Origin of the sequence: Nitrospira sp., assembly GCA_015709715.1 — a bacterium.
Taxonomy (GTDB): Bacteria; Nitrospirota; Nitrospiria; order Nitrospirales; family Nitrospiraceae; genus Nitrospira_A.
This window is the reverse complement of the sequence record CP054184.1, coordinates 1,415,752-1,434,427: the sequence shown is the minus strand read 5'-3', so window position 1 is coordinate 1,434,427 and position 18,676 is coordinate 1,415,752. Positions and strand designations below refer to the sequence as shown.

Below are 18,676 nucleotides of genomic sequence, written 5' to 3'. Positions count from 1 at the left end.
TTGTTGCACTGATTCAAGGGTAATTCCCTTTTGGCATAGCACCAGAAGCAGCGATCTCAACCAGAGAGTATCAAGGTGGGACAATCAGTTCTTCCTAGCTCTTTTAGTCTTCTTAGGCGATTTTTTCTCCTTAACTAGCCCGTCACAAACAGGGAAGTGCTCACACCCATAGAATGTGCCCCAACTTCCTGACCTCAAAAAAGTTTGCCCACCACATTTGGGGCAAGGTGGACCTTTCTGGGATCGCGTGTTTCCTGACTTCTCACCGCCTGAAGGGGAAGTTCTGTCCCTCTGAAAGGCGGTTACATTAACAGACCAGTCGCATCCATCCCCTTCCCGTCGATTTTCGCAGTAAAAGTACGGTCCATACCGTCCTTCAGCATAAACAGTCCGCGATCCGCAAATCTTACATCGAGGATTTTCCGCCTGTGAGACTGACCTTGCAGCCTTGTCGTCAGAACAGCGTACTTTTGCCATTGAGGCACTGAGAGCCTTTGCAAGACCTGTATTAACGCATCGAGTCATACTTTCTTCTGTGGAATGTGCATGGCTAAGAGCGTTTAGCGAACCGTGCCAAACAATACTGTCGTCTATTAAAATGACTTTTTGGTGAATCCTTGACCGGCAATCGACAATACATCCAACACCTTCCAAAGTATCTAGCGCCTCTTTACCTGCTGCAGGGAATATACTGCCATTCAAATGAGGTGGACGGGTGACGCATCGAATTTTCACGCCCGCTGCGGTCTTTAACCGGAATAAGTCCCCATATTCGGCCACTCTTCGTGGAGTTACGAAACCCGAAAAAATCACAATTGAGTTCTTCGCTGCCATAAAGTCGACTTTTACGGCCGGATCGAAAGTCTTTTCATCAAACAGGCCAAGAGTTTCGGCTTGTAGGTCAAGAGGGATATTTCCGATAAGACCCTCTAGGTCACTGTGTATTGGACGCAATTCGAGTAATATACGACCAGCCACTACCCTTCCATTTCTTTGCATATCGTACAATATGGATCTCAGGAGCGAAGAACTGGGCAGGTGCTTATCTAAATATGTCAGATTTGCAATCACAACAAGATGCGACTTAGCTCGAGTGACCGCGACGTTAAGAAGTCTGGCACCAATCTGGTAAGGTGCCACTCCTTGAACAAATTGACCTAAGTTCCACGCTCCACCATGGCTCTCTGGTACGTCTAAAACCATTAAAGGAGCTTCATCGCCTTGGTAGCGGTGTACCGTGCCAGCCGTGATTGTGTTGCCTAAATGTTCTCCGTCGAGAAGTTTTTGGATCAATTTAGCTTGGGCCGCATACGGCGTACAGACTCCAATGCACTTCTTTTGCTCGTCTATACATCCAGATTTATTCAGATGCCATACCAAGTTCCTCGCAAGAAGGGCATGCATTAAGTTAAAACGGGAACGAAAAGCTGTAACGCTTTCGAAAGGCCAGAGTTCTGACGTATCGATGATAGTAAGAGCATTATCGAAAGGGTAAGGAGGAGCTAAGGAAGAGTAAGCAGGGGGCTCATCGCCCGTTCTCAAGCCTCCCATATCGTTGTACATTTGTCCGGAGATTAAGTCACATATAACCCTATCCATTCTGTACTGAATATTCAGCTTCGCTGTTTCAGCATCCTTTTCTCGGCCTTCTAACACATCATGTCCGAGCACATCGAAGATCGCTTGTTGTTGTGTTGGTACGATTGGAGGAATTTGTCTGGGATCCCCACATACAATTACCCGCTCTTGTGAAAGTCCTGCTACGAAATAAATCATCGGCGGCATGATCATCGATACTTCATCTATTAAAACTAAGTCGAACTGACCGAGTTCCTTTGACGAAAGGCTCGCCTTAGTACAGGTCGCACCTAAGATTTTTGCATCCTTTATGACGGAGGCACGGATATTAGCTATCTTAGTTTCGATTTCTCCTAATTCCTGAACCAGTGGATCGCGGAGTTTATCCGCTTCAGAAATCTCTCGCTGAACCAGGTTCCGGTCGTAGCCCATGACGGCGGATATACAATGACCGAGTTCCCGTTGAGCAATTATTAAATTTTGATTTATTGCTTCAGCAGAAGTCCTGTTCTCTTTAATCCTTTCGAAAAGTCTGTCTCGTTCAAGCTCTCCAATAGCGATATCGTGACCAATCGCCTCTAAGCTTCGCTGAAAAATCACAAAGCGTGACCGTTTTCGCTTCTCTCTTTCTTCAAATAACTTACTAATCAACTCGTCACGACGACTAAGACTATCTTCAATGTCCTGCAGGTCTTTATTTGCTTTATTATTCTTCCCCTGCAGATCTTCGGCGTTAATTCGTGCAGCATCAAGCTTTGCAAAGAGTTCTAGTATGCGCCGCGCGTTTTCCGTGCGCGCATCAATCCTTCTGATGGAAGCTTCTATTTCTGTTTTGCGCTGTCCCAGTTGAATGGATCGTCGACCAACAATACCTTCCACCGTTATTTTATCTGCGTATTGTTTTTTGAGTTCCTCATCTGCAATCCGACCGACGCGGACGACACGTCCTTCATCAAGCGCCGCGTGATCTGATTCCAATTCTTGGCAGACTCGGCGTAACACTTGGTCTACTGCTTTGTTTGTGTTGGAGCAGATGAGCACTCGTTTCCCTGCTTTAAAAACAGCGTGCACGATAGAACCAAGGGTAGTGGTCTTTCCGCTTCCTGGCGGTCCCCAAATGCGTGTTACCGAGTCAGTTAAAGCTTGAAGGTAGGACGCAAATTGTTTTTCTTTGAGTTTAAGTTGGTTTGAGAGCAGGTGAGGTGGAATTACAGGAGGATTCTGAGGAGGTTGACCGAAGCCTACGGCTGCATTGGAGAGATTTCTGTTAATATTTATTTGTCCGTTTTTAACCTTCTCGAGCTTTTCCTTTAATGCTTCTAATAACGCTGTTGCATCAATTAACAGCACGGCACGTTTAATTTGACTGCCAAAGTCTCCGCAGATTGATAGACGAATAGCGCCTGCCTCTAAGGAAACAATGCATCCCTCAATTCTCTGCCCTTGTATTTCAATTGAAACCTGAGCGTCTTCAAATATCTCAGCCTCATCAACGAAGGGAAACGCATAAAGAGTCTCATGATTAACAGCTTCTACTCTCACCCCATTTTCGAGCTCATAGCGTTTTTGGCCCGAGCCAGACTTCTTGATTTCTAGGATGAGTGCGCTAAGGGCAGCTCTATATATGTCAACGAGGTCCGCATCTTTCGGAAGATCTAGGCTAATATCTTGTGATTTCTTTCTCTCATAAGCATCCGGTAATCCCTGTGTCCCAGGAGGACGAATTTTGCTAAACACTTTTGGGCGCTCGAGATCATCGGGAATTCTAAGGTTTTCTGCCTGTGTGTTTATCTCATGTTCAGGAATTGGCCAACTTTGCTCCGACCCGTCGGAGTGAGCCTCGTTCCCGGGTCTATTGAGATCATCGGAGAGACTTGACTGACTTTCAACCGATGGGATGAAGGTGGGTTCTGTTGAAGGCGTAGGGTGGATTAAAGCCCTGAGTTTGCATTCTACAGTTTCAAAAAGTCTTTTTGCCTTGGCGGTGCTTCGAAAGGTAAGTTCTTCCTTGAGAAGAGTTAGTACTTCGATATTTGAAGTCTCTTTTTTATAGAGATCTTCAAGTTGTTGGTAGGAGTAACTAAAGAAGGGACGCGGCATGGTTCCAATACTCCCTTGCCTAAGTAAAACCTTAGGCTACATTTTTTGACTCAAAACATCCCGACCCATGTTATAAAGTTGTGCCTTATGCTGGCGGTAGAGAAAGATACGCCAATGGGCAAAATAAATCGACAGATCTGCAATTCTCCGTTACTAACTCAAATAGAAGCACTCCTCTTTGGGTAGCGATATCCCTATCCCGCGCATAGAACATCTTCGTAGCGTCTGTCCTACTATGACCATATAGATCAAGTGAAGCGGGGGCTGCGCCCCCGATCCCCCCGGCCGTCCGGTCCATTGGTCCGGAACGGCCGGGCGGCCTCGTTGGCCGTGTTCTTCTTCGAATAATCCCCGTGGTTCCGTAAGTCCTTATCTCGGTCATGGCGCTTTTAGAAGACTCCCCAAGGGGACGGCCAAGCTGACGCATTGCCGTCATCATTGGATAGCTGCCGTTCAATCGAGGCCCTATCACCCCCTGGAAGACTCAGGGCGTGAAAGGGCCTATTGGGTGAGACTGAAGGGTAGGGGTGTTTAGTGGCGGGAATTGCGAAAAGTGAGGCCAGCGCAGGCGTAGCACAGTAGGATTTCTCTGGCCACGCCGTCACCCTGGTAACAGATGCGCCCCCACACCAGTTCAGACTGACAGAACTCGCACAAGCGTTCGTGGCTGTGTGCCGCACAGAGCCAGCCCTTTCTGGCGCGATCATAGATGAGGCCAGGGCGTCCACAGCAGGTAGGCCCAAACAGGGAATCAACTTTCCGAGCACAGCCATGAGCAGTCATGCTTTAGAAAAGGTGAGGCCTTTCCCCAAAACGAGTTGCAGAATGAATCCGTCGAACCAGATGGCATGCCCTGCGAGCAGGTCCTCCCAGGTTTTGAAGAGCACCACGCGAGGAATTTCGATTTCTCCTCGAATTCGGCGAAAGGCATTCCTGCTCGACCATTGATTGCGCATGTCTTCCCACAGGGTGCTCATAGGGAAACCAAGCGACCGTTTCCACGACCAGCACATGTTCACGTAGCCCGATTGATCCTGAACATATTGGCTGATGACATATCGACTCAGACGGTTCCTGGAGCGATGCCCTGGCTGGTAGGCCTTGATCCAGACCACCGGAGCCCCGTGGAGGCTTTGCCATTGCGCAGACAGCCATTCTTGCGAGATCCAGAAGCGGCGGGCGCGTTCACCATCGGGGACTCGCCAAGCCCAAAAGATATGCAGCACCCCGTGACCTTCTTCCGTGCGTACTTGGTAATACTCCAAGCCCCGAAAGCCGAGCTGTCGCTCGATCCGCTGGCGCAGTTGCTTGTGGTGATAGGTCAACTTGTCGGCTTGACCGCCTTCTGCGGTAGACAGGGTGACCCATAACACCTGAAAGTGATGGGCCTCCCAAAACCACAACAGCGAACGAACTCGCTGATACCCACGCTTTTGTTTGCGTGACCATTCCGCTCTGATAGGACGCCCGCCTGATTGAGGGTCTTGAGGGGCTGATTCAAATCTGGATGAATAGGCCTCAGCCATGAAAGGTCTCCTGAGATACTGAAGGTAGAGCGAGAGTCGGGAGAGCCGAATCCTTGGGAATCGTAGAAGTACCTGCAGGTAAGGTCGTGAGTCGTCGCGCACCCTGGAGCAGAAGCGCCTGCAGGCGTGAGCTGAGAGGGGGCTCCGGAAATTCGGACAGTGTGATCAGTGGTAGCCTGGCTTCAGCAAAGCCACCGCGAGGTGGCGACACAAAGGAGCGAGGTAATGAAGAGGACGAGACGGAACCACGGAGCGACCTTTAAGGCCCAGGTGGCCTTGGCCGCAGTCAAAGGTGACAAGACGGTGGCCGAGTTGGCCGAGCAGTTCAGGGTCCATCCCACCCAGATCACCGAATGGAAGCAACAGCTGCTGGCTCGGGCGGCGGATGTGTTTGGCGGCTCAAAACCGCCGTCGGAGGCGCCGGATCTCAAGACCCTGCATGCCAAGATCGGGCAACTGACCCTCGAGAATGATTTTTTAGAAGGCGCGCTCACCAAGGCGGGCTTGCTGAGCGCAAAGCGATGAGTGATCGCACCCATCCATTACCGATCGGGCGACAATGCCAGGTGCTGCAGCTGGCCCGGTCGACCGCGTACTACCAATCGAAGCCTGTCTCCGCCGCGACGCTGGCACTCATGCGCCGGATCGACGAGCTCCATCTGCAGTATCCGTTTGCTGGCGCTCGCATGCTGCGGGATTTGTTACGGCAGGAGGGCCATGCCATTGGGAGACGACAGGTCGCGACGCTGATGCGACGGATGGGCATCGCGGCGATCTATCGGAAGCCGAGGACCAGCCAGCGGCATCCTGCCCATCGGATTTATCCCTATCTGCTGCGTCAGCTGACGATCACGCGGCCGAATCATGTGTGGGCGTCTGATATCACGTACATTCCGATGCGGCGTGGCTTCGTGTATTTATGCGCGATTCTCGATTGGGCCAGTCGCCGGGTGTTGGCGTGGCGGCTGTCCAACACGTTGACCACAGACTTCTGCGTGGAGGCGGTACGGGAGGCAGTCACCCGGTATGGCACACCCGAGATCTTCAACACGGATCAAGGCTGCCAGTTCACCAGCCAGGAATTCACCGGGTTTCTCAAAGACCAGGGTATCCAGATCAGTATGGATGGGACGGGACGGTGGCGGGACAATGTGTTTGTCGAACGGCTGTGGCGGAGCCTCAAATACGAAGAGGTCTATCTGCACGCGTACGAGACCGTCCGAGACGCCCAGGACGGGATGGTACGGTATCTGACCTTCTATAATCAGCTCAGGCCGCATCGCGCGCTTGACGGACGCACGCCCGATCGCGTGTACTGGGAGAGCGTGCCTGCACGGCCTACGGCCGCGTAGGCGTACACCGCCCGGCACCACTTATGAACTGAAAGATTCTGTCCAAAGAAGCGGAGCCATCTCACTGCGCTCTTCGCGTGCGTGTGAATTGAGTGGGATGAAATGGACTTCAATCTTCATCAGAATGCCCATTGGGCAACATATCGTCATGGGTAAGCTCGAGCGTCGTTTCATCGTGTAACTCGAACAGTTGATCGACGGTGCAGCCGAAGTACTCGGCGAGTTGCAAGGCGACCTGCAGACTCGGGACCGCCTTGCCCTGCTCCAGTTTGGTCACGTAGGAACGGTTGACGCGTATCCTACGTGCCAGGGTAGCCTTGGAAATGCCGCGCTGCGCTTGTCGCGCCCGCCATTCTTTCAGGTGATTTTTAATCATGTGCAGCCTCCGTGAAGCGCACTATAGGGGCTCGTTGCCTAATGGTCAAGATGCTAGGAAGATTTTGTGTTGACTGTATAGCAACAATTCAGCTATAGACTGCCCCTATGAATACTCCAGAGCTCAATCGAGAGAATCCCCAAGCCCCGCAAGGTTTTCGCCTGCTGGTCAAAAAGCGAATGGAAGAGGTCAATCTCAGTCTCCGGACTGTGGCCGCCGAAACGGGGATTTCCCCGGCATATCTCTCTCGTTTGTTATCTGGCGAACGGGGACTCCCGCCAGACGATGAGATGATTCTGAGACTGGCCGAGGTCCTGCGCATCGATCCGCCGGAACGGCTGCTTGTGGAGGCGAAGCGGGTGCCGGATTTGTTGCTTCCGGCCCTCTTGAGCGCTCACCAAGCCGTGTCGACCGCAGAACTGAAGGAGGCGATGAAGCAGTTAAAAGCGGTGATTGTCCAGCAACGAAAGAGGAGATTTCGGCGATGAAGACGGTATCCGGTCTGCTCCACTCATTCATCCAATGGTTGCGACGACCGGAACGCTTTATTCAGAAACTCCAAGCTATCTATCCCCACTGCCACACTCTCCCTTTCCACAATCAAGAAGATGCTGCGGCCCAACAGGGCGTCGAGTTGCTTGAAACCACGTTCAGCCCCAAGATTGAAGGTATAACGACCAGAGACGATGGCCAAGTCATCATTGTGACTCGCCGTGGCCTCAGTCCTCTGAATCGACAATTTGTCATTGCCCACGAATTGGGGCATGTCCATTTGCATCTTCCCGACATGAAAGATACGGACGAATCAGCCGTGCTCACTCCGAATGATCACCGAGACATCGAGGCTGATGCCTTCGCCCTTGTCTGGCTGATGGGGTCCTTACCGAAGGAGCGACTTGAACGAGAAGTCTTTCTGTATGTGCTCAATAATCGAGAAATGGCTTGGCGCGCCCTGCGTGTGATTGGCTATGTGGCGTGGTATCACCAGCGCATCCGCCTGGCGAACTGGATGGAACGCGCCTGCTTGGCCCTACAAGAGAAAGGAACGGCATAATGGCAGCTACCCCCGTCCCGACCATTTGCGGGCTCTATACGCGCGTCTCGACGCGAAATCAGGCCGATACCGAATACAGTTCCCTCGAAACTCAGCGCGAAAAGCTTGAGGCCTACTGCAAGAGCCAGGATCAATACGTCATTCATCGAGTCTATGAAGACGCTGGTTTCTCGGCAGACACGATGAATCGACCGGCGCTGAAAGAGATGCTGCAAGATATTCGCACTGGACGGATATCCTGCGTGCTGGCGTACAAAATTGATCGATTAACCAGATCCGTGAAAGATTTCCATGTCCTGATGGATTTATTCGACCGCCACGGCGCGAAGTTCGTGTCGATTACCCAAAGTCTTGATACGCACCATCCGATGGGACGACTGCTCAGAAACATTCTCCTCGACTTTGCCCAATTTGAGCGGGAAATGACGGCGGATCGTACCCGAGACAAGATGCAGCAACGGGCCACGAAAGGCCTGTGGAATGGTGGAATCGTTCCGTTTGGCTATCGCAACGAAGATAAGCGCCTCGTCAGGCATCCCGAGGAAGCCGCCTGCGTGCAATTCATGTTTCAGCAGTTTGCCCAAGACCCATCACTGACCCGACTTCGGGCCGAACTCCATCGCAGAGGCTGGCTTTCGAGGAGCGGGAAGCAGTGGGGAAAGATGACGCTGGCCTATATCCTGGCGAATCCCGTGTATTGCGGGCGGACGCAGTTTAACGACCAACTATTCCAGGGGGAACACGAAGCGTTGATTGAGGAGGGGCTATATCACAAGGTTCAATCGCTCCCTCGCGATCATGGCCGAGCGGTGACCAAGATCCAACGGACATTTCTCCTCAAGGGATTGCTCAGATGCAGTGTCTGCCAGTCGTTTATGAGCCCTCATTACACGCAGAAGCGCCGCAAGGATCAATCGATTAACCGGATTGCCTACTATCGCTGCACGAAGACCATGCAGCACAATAACGGCCTCTGCACCATCAAGGCTCTGAATGCCGACGCGGTAGAAAATCAGGTGGTTGAATATCTATCAACCTTGAGTCAGCAAGCGGAGTGGGTAAAAGTGACGGTCGAGGAGCTGAATCGGGACCAAAAGGAGCAAGTGCGACCGTTGGAACGGGAGGCCATTCGACTGAAGGCGAGCCTGAACCGGCTGGAACGCGAAATAGATCGATTAGTTCGAGGGGTAGGGCAGGGGACTGTGTCCGTGCAGCGCCTTGAAGACGAGATGCGCCGGCAGCAGCAAGAACAGCACAGCCTAGAAACTCAGTATCAGGCCGTGCAACGGCAGATCCAGGAGCATACGGCCAGGGAATATGATTCAGAGGTTGTGCTGCGCAACCTGCAGAATTTTCAGAAGATCTTCGGGGCTTTGCTTCCGAAGGAGAAGATGGAAGTGTTGCGGTGTTTGGTGCGGGATATCATCGTCCACCCCGACAAGCTTGTCTTTAATATCTTTGAACTTGCCGAGGTGGGAACGAGTTCGCAAGAGCGTAAAGGTTGGCTCCCCGCTTCTAGTGAAACTGGGCAATGGATATGTCGGGTCACCTTTGCTGTATGACTGTCAGACGGATGTTAGTGGTGTGCCGCATTTGCCAAAGCGAAACCACTTGGGCACCATTTCACCGGATTTCTGGATAGTTCGGAGATTAACGCATTGACGAGTGGTTTGCCGCCTGGAAATGGAAGGTAAAGGCCCACTACTCTAGGAGTTTTAATCGTCTCTTGTTGGTGCAGTAACGCCTTAATTGATCCGATAGCGACAAAAGCGTTCTCAGCCGTGGTTCTGCTCAGTTCGCTATGAACAGGAAGCGCAGAGGCTACTGCTTGACTGTTCACACCCAACGTTTGCACGGTAAGTGAGCCCAGTAACCGATTAGCCTGAGCTTCAGCGCCGACCACGCCTATGCCAGAGATGTTTGCATCCCCTGACAGTGAGATACCTTCTGCGACTATTCTGAGCCCTATTCCAACATAGATGGGAACGTTGAACTCTTCGTATTTATCCAATTCCAAGCCTTTGCGTTCCTCTCTATTCGGTGGATTCAAGAAGCTCTTTACCTCAAAGCCTTCCGAGCCTTCAATTACACGCTCTTCACTGCTTCCGTTTAAACTCAACATCTTTGCCCCACCCTGTGAAACTGATATGGGCCTGCGGCTGGTTTCCTCTACTTGTTTTTCGATCTTTCCCTTGTCGTCGTAATGAACGTTTTTGGAATTAACTAATACTGTTCGGCGAACCCAAACACTTTGATTCACAGTGTCAGAATTTACATAGTCTGCAGTTAATTTATATGCCGCTCCGGTTGATCCCACCTTCGAGACGCCGTACGTCACATTACCTTTCGCATCGGACATTTCCATGCTTAACCGGACTGCATTGTCGGGCAACAAGTCGAGCAACTTCAGCTTTTTAGGTGCGGAGTTGTCCGCCTTAGTTTCTATATCACGAAGGGTCATACTACAGTCACCTGGATCAATGCCGACTTTCGTGGGATCTATTGGGACATAGGTATAACCAGAAACTGCTTCTCCCGACGAAATGGGTTTCGGCTGAGTGTATAGTCCACTGCAGCCAGCGACCGAAATGAGAAGCGCCGAAATGATAATTATGGAGGCCTTGTGACTAGATTGGCAGCTTCTAAGTAGTGTCATTCCCTGGCGTTTGGAGTGAGAATTCATGTCTGTCTTCTCTCAGGTTGATAATAAGTTGGCTCTTCGGTGTTCTTTGTCCCCGAATCAATTTCTCGATTAGAAGAGGGTAATTTATTAGTCTCTCAGGTAAGGGCGCATACGCTTAATCGCTTATCTTAGGAAAGCGCGGCATTTTTACAAAGCAACCCTGACTTGTCAATATTGCTTCTTTTGCTATGTGAGAAGGATTGTAGTCTCGATTTAGGGAGTGGAATACTGCAGAGCTGATAGGGGAGTTAGGGTTAAAAGATGATTTGAAGCTCACGTTAACTCTGACTCGGGTGAAGCCGCCCGATCCGGCGAGAGCCGGACGGGCGGAACAGCCCCCGTCTCAGTAACACGGGGGGCTATGAATACCTGAGAGGGCGTCAGCTAGGGAGACACCCTTGTGCCTGAATCTGGGCAAAAGGAAATGCCTGAAAATTCTCATAATGCATAACCCGAATCCACAGTCATGAGGAATATTCTAAGCGTAGTCAGATTACAATCTACCTAGACAATTCATGGAATTGAACGCACACTCGTCCTTCTTCAGCTAGCAACCGATGCCGTTTCCGCAGGAATGATGAAAGTTCCATGTTATCTTGGAGTAGCATCATTACATCGTATCCGTCAGTAATGAAGAAATTGGGTTGCTTCCCCCTTGTGATTGCGTCTTGGGCTTCTTTGCTTACACCATTAACTGATAAGAATAGACCACGCGTAAACTTCGACTTGCCTTCAACCTTTTCACGGAAGACGTACAGATCAGCTGCTGGGCTTGGGCTTTGCTGCCACTTGGCCTCTAAGAGATATATTTCGTGATCGAGTTCGAATGAGCCGTCGATTTGTTCTCCAACAACTCTGAATGGTTCCCTTGGTGCGAGATCATGGCAGGCAAAAAGTCTGTTCAGCACTCTCTCCAGCTGAAGTCCGGCTTGCTGGCGATATTCACTTTTGTGCAGCTTTAGAAACTCACTTTTCAAGTTCTCGAGTTCGATGCTTCGCCGATTTCTCTGATTCTCACGCAATTTTTCGAAACTTTGCTCGCGCTGGATGTGTTCCGTTGCTCGGGTAGTGCCATTGGCACGGAGTGATTCTAAGAAGCCTTGATCCCACAAGTCGGGGAACTTGAACCCCACTTCTAGTATTAGTCCGTTGAGTTTTTGAATATCCTCGGGAGTCAGCGGCTTGTCGTTCTTCTGTCGATAGGTCAAGCCAGCTCGAACAATTTCAATAACCAGAGGTTCAAAATGCCCTCTCCGAAACTCAAGAGTCCTTTCAAATAGTGCAATCAACATGGGCAGTTTGCTCCCAGACTGCCAAAAGTCGCCGACACCTACCTTCTCTGCCACACTCCTAAATGACACATGCCCTCTCCATGCCGCACTACCAGAGCCGGGAAGAAAATCGTAGAGCGATTCAGCTAGCTCACGGACGGCCCTAGACTCCTTTAAGGGCAAAGACATGTTCTGTTCTCGCAAGATTCGGCTTGTTTAGTTAAACCACATAAGATCAAAACTTAGTCATGAAACAAGGATCTGCATTCATTCCGCAGGAAGCCTTCTACTAAAAAGAGTTTCGGATCGCCTTGGTCCAATATAGCCCGTGCGGCAAGATCGACGGTGCGCCATGTCCATTCAGTAGTCCCGAACTTTTCCCTGAACTCAGCCATGTCCGAAATGGTACTTCCAGAGATGATGCCCGACATTCGTGCCCAAATTGCGGCCGAAGCACACATTGGGCATGGTTCTGCGGTCGTGTAGAGGATAGCGCCCTCGAGATGTCTAGTGCGCAATGAGGCGCAGGCTAAACGGATTGCAGCCACTTCAGCGTGCTGAGTAGGATCACATTCAATTTTAATTCTGTTCCCTGATGATGCGAGAACTGATCCATTTAGGACAACTACAGCACCAATCGCATAGTCACCACCTTTTTGGGCAGCCAGCGCTTCTGCAATAGCAAGACGCATAAATTTTTCTTCGGGAGAGTAAGGGGAGCTGGCCACTAAACATTCCTCCCGAGAGATACATGTAAAAGTCTCTGAAGGAAATCGGTCAGGCCGGTCCTAGGGTCATCGACATCAGAAACTATGGCGTGAATTCCTCGACTGCAAAGCACTCTTTCCTGAACCGGATTGGGACGAGTGAGAAAGACGAAAGATTTTGGTCGAATATCCGTATAGCCTACAAATCGTTGCCATTGCTGATTGAGTTTGTAGAGCATGTATCGGATGTTGATATCAGAGAGACTGTATCCGATGAAGAGTATTGATTTCCCGAGGATATCGCACCGCAGTTTCAAATCGAGCGGAGATTCAAAATCTAAGCGACTAAAATAATTCGATTCTGTGAGAACAATGGAAGGATCGTCCTCGGGGTCTCCGTGAAATTTTATGATTTGGGTAACCTGAGCTTTGATCTTGGGTAAATCGCCGACATTTACAATTTTAACGAACTCTTTTTCATACAGAGTATATGCCTGCTCCAACCAGGTGTCGTAGTTAGTCGTATAAATGATGGGAAATCCCAGATCTACTATCAATTTATGTATTTCGGACTTTCTTATATCAATACCTGTATTCCATGTTCTATCAATCCAGCTCCTGAGTGGCCCTATCGTTCCTTTTTCTAGTTTGTAGTATTCGGTCAGCGCTAGGTAATCCCCATGCGTGGAGAAAATCTCAGGGTCATATCCTAGTTCCTGGGCCAGATGTTCGACGAGTTCGGAAAAGGATGGTAATCCGAGGTTTTGAGATATTCCCGCACCTACGAATAAGATTACTTTCTGCTCTCTTATTGCTTGAGCGAGTTCGGATATCATGTATGGCCAAGGTCCTTCAAGAATTTGGCGAACTTATCCATGGCTATTCGGCGCATGGAGATCTCGTTTTTTCTTTCGCCCATTTCGGCAAAGGTTTCAGTGAATCCTTTAGGTACAAAAATGCAGTCCCACTGAAAATCCCTAGACCCCTTCGGCGTTTCCGAAATATGCCCGCTTACTTCCCCTTCAAACATAAAAAACTGTTTGGCATTTGTGTAGCCTATTATTGTTTTAGCAGTCACCCCGCGCTCTGGGGAGGTCCCGAATAATTCGGCAAATCTGTCAGCCTTCAAGGTGTCCCAGAATACCTGGGTTAAGCCGCCTGGTAGGCCATTAAGATGATTGAGGTAAAGGCCTGTGTGTTCAACAAACAACGGCCTTCCAACTTGCTTAAAGGCTTTCATCGTTTTGTCTTTGACGAGTTGCTTAGTATCCTCGGTTTGCAGTTCATCAAGTCTGATCTCAAGAGGGATTACTTTCACTGAGGCATCAGCCAAAATGGTGGCTGCCTCACGAAGCTTGAATCCATTGCGAGACACGAATCGAATCTCAAGAAGTGGCATTTGTGGTAGCTAGCTTAGGGGTGAAATGAGTCTAAAATAGTAGAGCTTATGCACAATTGAGGACCTCGGTGGTAACTCTATGCCTATGTAGCAAGCGTCATCCTCATGCTCTTCCACTGCCTTATACACCATCTAACCGACATGGGCTAGGCTCTTCGATTGTCAGCAACCACCGTCCGCTTGGTCTCGCAGGTAACCAAACATTGTACCCATTTTCCCCGAGTCACACGCTCGTTTGTAGTTCTCTGCCGGCGGCCACGCGGGCGCATCTTGGGGTAGGGGGGTGTCGTAAGACTCCCCCCGTTCTATTTCTATTCAATCGATTAGGTTCCTGATCTACCCCTCGGCGCTCCTGCTTGACTTTAAACGTAACGTAATGGTAACGATATGGCCATGAATAAACGAAAGGTTCGCGAGCCATCGCTTCCCCAGCTGGAGATGCCCGATATCGTCGGCCTCCCGCGCAATTGGGACATTCTCATGGAGTATCTCCGCCAGCGACGCTATACGTCAGGCGATGTTGAGGCCTGCATCGGGGTCTCGCGAAAGGTGCTGTTGGATTGGGACCGGGGGGGCATCTTGGATCAGCTTTATCAGGGGCTGGGATCAGGCCGAGGAGACGAACGCTTCGGAAAATGGCGGCTCTTCTCCATGTTCGACATTTGGAACCTTGCCTTCTATAAACGCCTTCGGGACGTAGGGATCGATATTGCGCGGCTGCGAGGCGTGAAGAAAGCGAACCCGAACGAGGTCTTTGAAGGAGGAGCCATACAGTGGTGGTTCTATCAAGCTCTTCCCTCCTGGATCTATCGCCAGCCCTACTGGGTACACAGCGACCTCGAAAAAGATGTCGGCTATACCTCCATCGAACGCAAAAATGCGGCGATTTATTTCGTTCGTATTGCCCACGTTGAGTCCATGGGAGGGGATCTCTTTATCACGGTCAACCTGGTTCCGCTCATGGATAAAGTTATGGCATTGAACGGCCCTCTTGGACTGACGTTGGATAAAACAAAAGGAATCACGGTGAGAGTAGAGGAGCAAGAGCTTCGCCTTGAGCCCTTGCCGAATCCTGAAGATCCATGATCACGGAACAAGGGACATATAAACTGCTACTGCACGGCATCGATACGGTGCAGTGTGCCTACTATCTGTCGCCACCCTCCCCTAAGCACCTCGATTTCAGGACACTTGCGGTCGTCAAGGAACAGCTGCGGATGGGCAAGAGCCGTGAGCCTCGGGCCGTGACGCTTGGGGATACCGATTTTTTCATTTACCCCTACGGCAGCAGTTCTGGATATCCCTTTGTGCTGTCTAACGAAGACTTCAAAATTGAACTAGGCGAGTTTAACAATCCCTCCTGTTTTGTGACCTATCGAAGCCAAGCCTTGTGGCGACAATCGGCTGCAACCCTCCACGATAAGTTTTTGGCCTGGGCCACATCGGTAGGCTGTGAGATGCAGCAGCCTGAAAGCCTTTCGCGGGTGGATTTCTGCTTCGACTACTCGCTGGCGGCGCGAGACTTTGACGCAGATTCTTTCGTGAGCCTGTCGGATAAAGACAGCCAGCATCGGGAAAATGGGAGCGTGCAGACCTTCACCTTGGGCAAGGGAGATGTGGTGCTCCGAGTCTACGACAAGATCGCGGAAATCCGGCAACAAAGCGCCAAGGTGTGGTTTCACGAGTTGTGGGGCCAAGATGAGCATGTGTGGCGGATCGAATGGCAGGTCAGGAAGGCACTGCTGAAAGGGTTCTCGATTCGAACATTTGTGGATTTGCTGGAGCGGCAAGGGGCGTTGCTGCACTTTTTAGCGGAAAGCCACGATACGTTGAGGATTCGGACGGAGGACAGTAATCGGTCGAGGTGGCCTCTGCATCCTCTGTGGATTGATCTCCAGCAGCGGATTGCGGCTCTACATCTGCTGGAAACCAAGCACCTTGACGGCAAGGAGCTGGTACTCGATGAACGGCTCATGCGGCTCACGATTAGCATCTATGGCTACCTGAAGCGGATGGCGGCGGTCTCCTGTGTGAAACAAGAACAGGAAATGATGACGGAAGAAGATGCCTATCAGCTTCTTGGCGAGCGGCTGCATCGTCTCTTTGATCCACTGAGCTGGAAGGCCGATGTGCGCAAGCGCATGAAGGCGATTGAATTGGGGGAATGGTGAGAAAGGCGGAGGTCCTCAAACTGGTACACGGCCATGTGACGCACGTGCTGCTGGTGGCTCAGGCCTCATTACCGTCAAGCCAGTTTCAGGCGTTTCGGACGGTGGTGCTGAATGAATTCGGACGGAATGGGTTGGAAGGGGAGTTGGAACGTTTAGAGTGTCAAATAGGGGCTGAGGAACGGAATGGATTGGGCCGGAATACATGATGCACGGAAGGTGGTGGCCCATGCGTGTCCCATGAGATTCAACGAAATCAGGTAACAGTCCGTTTTGACCTTGAATTGACCGCTGTGACCGATGCCGAGCTCGCATTGATTGAAGCGTCTCTCGGTGAACTAATCCAAGCGATGGTATTGAACCAAGAGGAAGAGGAGTGAGGCCATGATTGTGGCGTTATACGCGCGGGTCTCGACGACCAGGCAGGCGGACAAGGATCTGTCGATTCCGGACCAACTTGGCCAGATGCGGGCCTGGTGCCAGGCTGGCGGCCATACGGTTGGCGCCGAATATGTCGAATCGGGAGCCTCCGCCACGGATGACAGGCGACCGGTGTTCCAGCGAATGATCACCGACGCCTGCGTCTCTCCTTCTCCTTTTGAAGCTATTGTCGTACATAGCCTCTCCCGATTCTTTCGGGATTCCCTCGAATTTGGTCTCTATGAACGCAAGTTGAAACGGTATGAGGTTCGGGTGCTGTCGATTACGCAGCAGACCAGCGATGATCCTTCCGGCGAGATGATTCGGCGGATCTTCAGCGTGTTCGACGAGTACCAGAGTAAGGAGAACGGGAAACATACCCTGCGGGCTATGCGCGAGAACGCCAGGCAGGGGTTCTTCAACGGCTCGCGTCCTCCGGTCGGCTATCGAACGGTGGAAGTACAACTTCCTGGCAATAAGGGCAGGAAACGGCAGTTGGTCGTGGAAGAGAGCGAGTCAGTCGCGGTCAATCAAATTTTCCGCTGGTATCTGCATGGGGAGCGAGGTCAAGAGCTTGGTCTCTACGGAATAGCTTCCCGATTGAATGCGCAGGGCATCCTCATTCGAGGCCGTCAGTGGACGAAGGGGCGCATCTATGAGGTGTTGACCAATCGCGCCTATATCGGGGAACACTATTTCAATAAATACGAAAAGCGGGGCGGCGCTGTTCGGCGGATGAAGCCTCGGCAGGAATGGGTACCGGTCAAGGTCGATCCCATTGTGAGCCAGGAGCTATTCTTGGCTGTGAAGGAGAAGTTGGAATCGCGCTCCCCTGAGAAGGTTCCGCCGCGGGTCGTCAATTGCCCTACGCTTCTCACGGGGCTGCTCAAATGTGGGGCTTGTGGGGCCGGGATGACGCTCGCAACGGGCAAAGGTGGGAAGTATCGCTATTACAAGTGTTCAAGCCGGATTCTCAAAGGAAAGGACACCTGCACGAGCGAAAACCTCCCCACAGAGTTGGTTGATCGGATGGTCCTGTCATCCTTGGCGGATCGGGTCTTTACTCCCTCACGCGTCCATACAATGTTGGAAGGACTGAGAAAACGTCTGCGTCAATCGCAAACCGACCAGGATGGCAAGGTCAAGCTGCTTACCAAAGAGCTAGAGCGCGTTCAGCAGAGCAGCAATCAGCTCTATGAAGCGGTTGAGAAGGGTTTCCTCCCAATGGATTCGACGTTGACCGACCGAGCGAATAAACTGCAGGCGCAACGGCAGGCACTTTTGACTGAAATAGCCGGGCTTCGAAGGCTCAAGCAAATGCCACTGGATGCCTTGGGAGAGAAGAGGGTGCAGGCCTTCACCAAGATTCTACGGAAGCGATTGATTGAAAAGGATCGGGGCTTCAGCAAGAAGTATCTCAAGCTTCTCGTCGAGGAGATCCGGTGTCTCGATAAGCAGCTTGTGATGAGGGGGAGCTATGCGGCGCTTGCTAAGATGGTCGGAGAAACTAAAAAGGGCACCCCAGAGAGTGGAGTGCCCAGTTTTGGTCTAGATTGGCTCCCCGGGCAGGACTCGAACCTGCGACCAGCCGGTTAACAGCCGGCTGCTCTACCAACTGAGCTACCGGGGAATGATGGGGCATTTGTGAAACGCCGCATTGTAACAAAACCGAAGCGCGAAGAGGAAAGATTTTTTAGACGTCAAAGTCCTCGGTCTCGTCCTCATCCGATGAGGCGTCGGTGCTCCCGTCTGCCAGCGCGGCGAAATGCTTGGCCCATGTGAGGTAGAGATTCCCGCTGTCGCGCATGGTGTCCGCAGCCTTGAACAGTTTCTGCGCCAATTCCGGGTCCTTGCCTTCGGTGTGAATAGTCGCTGCGCGCCGTTCGATGACTTTCGGATATTCGTTGAGGAGCCCCGCGATTTCTCGAAGCAGTTCATCAAGTAAATTATCTTCCTGTTCCACGTGATCCCTCCTCCAGCGGGTCTCCAACAAAAAACCCCACGGCGAGATTGCCATGGGGTTTTCTGAAGGACCTGACTGG

At 51.3% G+C, this 18,676-nt stretch carries 16 protein-coding genes, 1 tRNA gene and 1 pseudogene; 8 read left to right on the top strand and 10 right to left on the bottom strand.

The genetic code is table 11. The annotated features are described in order from the left end of the window. Positions 1-84 precede the first annotated feature (84 nt). Both HRU82_06865 and HRU82_06860 read right to left on the bottom strand, forming a co-directional pair. The gene (locus HRU82_06865; GenBank protein QOJ34679.1) at positions 85-3,678 is read right to left on the bottom strand and encodes an AAA family ATPase; all 3,594 of its coding nucleotides are present in this window, start codon (positions 3,676-3,678) and stop codon (positions 85-87) included. Between the two features lie 779 nt (positions 3,679-4,457). After that, on the bottom strand, positions 4,458-5,204 hold the full coding sequence (locus HRU82_06860) for a hypothetical protein (GenBank protein QOJ34678.1): 747 nt from the start codon (positions 5,202-5,204) through the stop codon (positions 4,458-4,460). A gap of 225 nt (positions 5,205-5,429) precedes the next feature. Between HRU82_06860 and HRU82_06855 the strand changes: the two genes are divergently transcribed. After that, a protein-coding gene (locus tag HRU82_06855; GenBank protein ID QOJ34677.1) for an IS3 family transposase occupies positions 5,430-6,556 on the top strand; the annotation gives its coding sequence in 2 pieces (ribosomal slippage) (positions 5,430-5,685 and positions 5,685-6,556; 1,128 coding nt in all). A 109-nt stretch (positions 6,557-6,665) separates the two neighbouring features. On the opposite strand, the gene HRU82_06850 is transcribed toward HRU82_06855, so the two are convergent. After that, the gene (locus HRU82_06850) at positions 6,666-6,932 is read right to left on the bottom strand and encodes a helix-turn-helix domain-containing protein (GenBank protein QOJ34676.1); all 267 of its coding nucleotides are present in this window, start codon (positions 6,930-6,932) and stop codon (positions 6,666-6,668) included. 107 nt (positions 6,933-7,039) lie between these two features. On the opposite strand from HRU82_06850, the gene HRU82_06845 reads away from it, so the two are divergent. The 3 genes from HRU82_06845 to HRU82_06835 are packed head-to-tail and all read left to right on the top strand — an operon-like array spanning position 7,040 to position 9,548. Next, positions 7,040-7,420: a helix-turn-helix transcriptional regulator gene (locus tag HRU82_06845; protein ID QOJ34675.1), complete on the top strand. Its 381-nt coding sequence runs from the start codon at positions 7,040-7,042 to the stop codon at positions 7,418-7,420. Continuing rightward, positions 7,417-7,986: an ImmA/IrrE family metallo-endopeptidase gene (locus HRU82_06840; GenBank protein QOJ34674.1), complete on the top strand. Its 570-nt coding sequence runs from the start codon at positions 7,417-7,419 to the stop codon at positions 7,984-7,986. The genes HRU82_06845 and HRU82_06840 overlap by 4 nt, the downstream gene beginning before the upstream one ends. Beyond that, entirely contained in the window at positions 7,875-9,548 is a 1,674-nt protein-coding gene (locus HRU82_06835; GenBank protein QOJ34673.1) for a recombinase family protein, read from the top strand. Before HRU82_06840 ends, HRU82_06835 begins: the two co-directional genes overlap by 112 nt. A gap of 14 nt (positions 9,549-9,562) precedes the next feature. Here the strand turns inward: HRU82_06835 and HRU82_06830 are convergent, their stop codons facing one another. The 5 genes from HRU82_06830 to HRU82_06810 form a co-directional block, all read right to left on the bottom strand. Further along, positions 9,563-10,447: a hypothetical protein gene (locus HRU82_06830; GenBank protein ID QOJ34672.1), complete on the bottom strand. Its 885-nt coding sequence runs from the start codon at positions 10,445-10,447 to the stop codon at positions 9,563-9,565. Positions 10,448-11,169: 722 nt separating this feature from the next. Continuing rightward, positions 11,170-11,961: a hypothetical protein gene (locus tag HRU82_06825; protein ID QOJ34671.1), complete on the bottom strand. Its 792-nt coding sequence runs from the start codon at positions 11,959-11,961 to the stop codon at positions 11,170-11,172. Positions 11,962-12,182: 221 nt separating this feature from the next. Continuing rightward, positions 12,183-12,668, bottom strand: a complete 486-nt coding sequence (locus HRU82_06820; GenBank protein QOJ34670.1) for a nucleoside deaminase — start codon at positions 12,666-12,668, stop codon at positions 12,183-12,185. After that, positions 12,668-13,483, bottom strand: coding sequence for an SIR2 family protein (locus tag HRU82_06815; protein ID QOJ34669.1), 816 nt, complete (start codon positions 13,481-13,483; stop codon positions 12,668-12,670). Before HRU82_06815 ends, HRU82_06820 begins: the two co-directional genes overlap by 1 nt. Further along, a complete protein-coding gene (locus HRU82_06810) occupies positions 13,480-14,046 on the bottom strand; it encodes a non-canonical purine NTP pyrophosphatase (GenBank protein ID QOJ34668.1) in 567 nt (188 codons plus the stop codon). The genes HRU82_06815 and HRU82_06810 overlap by 4 nt, the downstream gene beginning before the upstream one ends. A 393-nt stretch (positions 14,047-14,439) precedes the next feature. Between HRU82_06810 and HRU82_06805 the strand changes: the two genes are divergently transcribed. The 4 genes and pseudogenes from HRU82_06805 to HRU82_06790 all read left to right on the top strand — a co-directional run bounded on the left by HRU82_06805 (position 14,440) and on the right by HRU82_06790 (position 18,230). Next, positions 14,440-15,132, top strand: coding sequence for a hypothetical protein (locus HRU82_06805; protein ID QOJ34667.1), 693 nt, complete (start codon positions 14,440-14,442; stop codon positions 15,130-15,132). Continuing rightward, positions 15,129-16,217, top strand: coding sequence for a hypothetical protein (locus tag HRU82_06800; protein ID QOJ34666.1), 1,089 nt, complete (start codon positions 15,129-15,131; stop codon positions 16,215-16,217). The genes HRU82_06805 and HRU82_06800 overlap by 4 nt, the downstream gene beginning before the upstream one ends. Positions 16,218-16,598: 381 nt before the next feature. Then, positions 16,599-17,048, top strand: a pseudogene (locus HRU82_06795) (recombinase family protein). A 321-nt stretch (positions 17,049-17,369) separates the two neighbouring features. After that, positions 17,370-18,230, top strand: a complete 861-nt coding sequence (locus HRU82_06790; protein ID QOJ37139.1) for a recombinase zinc beta ribbon domain-containing protein — start codon at positions 17,370-17,372, stop codon at positions 18,228-18,230. Here the strand turns inward: HRU82_06790 and HRU82_06785 are convergent. Both HRU82_06785 and HRU82_06780 read right to left on the bottom strand, forming a co-directional pair. Continuing rightward, positions 18,189-18,264, bottom strand: a tRNA-Asn gene (locus HRU82_06785). The genes HRU82_06790 and HRU82_06785 overlap by 42 nt on opposite strands. Positions 18,265-18,327: 63 nt before the next feature. After that, positions 18,328-18,597, bottom strand: coding sequence for a hypothetical protein (locus HRU82_06780; protein ID QOJ34665.1), 270 nt, complete (start codon positions 18,595-18,597; stop codon positions 18,328-18,330). Positions 18,598-18,676: the final 79 nt, after the last annotated feature.

Excerpts from the sequence above, each read along its gene's own strand:
- HRU82_06830 (QOJ34672.1), bottom strand. The coding sequence starts at position 10,447 with ATGACCCTTCGTGATATAGAAACTAAGGCGGACAACTCCGCACCTAAA.
- HRU82_06845 (QOJ34675.1), top strand. The coding sequence starts at position 7,040 with ATGAATACTCCAGAGCTCAATCGAGAGAATCCCCAAGCCCCGCAAGGT.
- HRU82_06865 (QOJ34679.1), bottom strand. The coding sequence starts at position 3,678 with ATGCCGCGTCCCTTCTTTAGTTACTCCTACCAACAACTTGAAGATCTC.
- HRU82_06840 (QOJ34674.1), top strand. The coding sequence starts at position 7,417 with ATGAAGACGGTATCCGGTCTGCTCCACTCATTCATCCAATGGTTGCGA.
- HRU82_06825 (QOJ34671.1), bottom strand. The coding sequence starts at position 11,961 with ATGTTGATTGCACTATTTGAAAGGACTCTTGAGTTTCGGAGAGGGCAT.
- HRU82_06800 (QOJ34666.1), top strand. The coding sequence starts at position 15,129 with ATGATCACGGAACAAGGGACATATAAACTGCTACTGCACGGCATCGAT.
- HRU82_06810 (QOJ34668.1), bottom strand. The coding sequence starts at position 14,046 with ATGCCACTTCTTGAGATTCGATTCGTGTCTCGCAATGGATTCAAGCTT.
- HRU82_06850 (QOJ34676.1), bottom strand. The coding sequence starts at position 6,932 with ATGATTAAAAATCACCTGAAAGAATGGCGGGCGCGACAAGCGCAGCGC.
- HRU82_06815 (QOJ34669.1), bottom strand. The coding sequence starts at position 13,483 with ATGATATCCGAACTCGCTCAAGCAATAAGAGAGCAGAAAGTAATCTTA.
- HRU82_06805 (QOJ34667.1), top strand. The coding sequence starts at position 14,440 with ATGAATAAACGAAAGGTTCGCGAGCCATCGCTTCCCCAGCTGGAGATG.
- HRU82_06860 (QOJ34678.1), bottom strand. The coding sequence starts at position 5,204 with ATGGCTGAGGCCTATTCATCCAGATTTGAATCAGCCCCTCAAGACCCT.
- HRU82_06790 (QOJ37139.1), top strand. The coding sequence starts at position 17,370 with ATGAAGCCTCGGCAGGAATGGGTACCGGTCAAGGTCGATCCCATTGTG.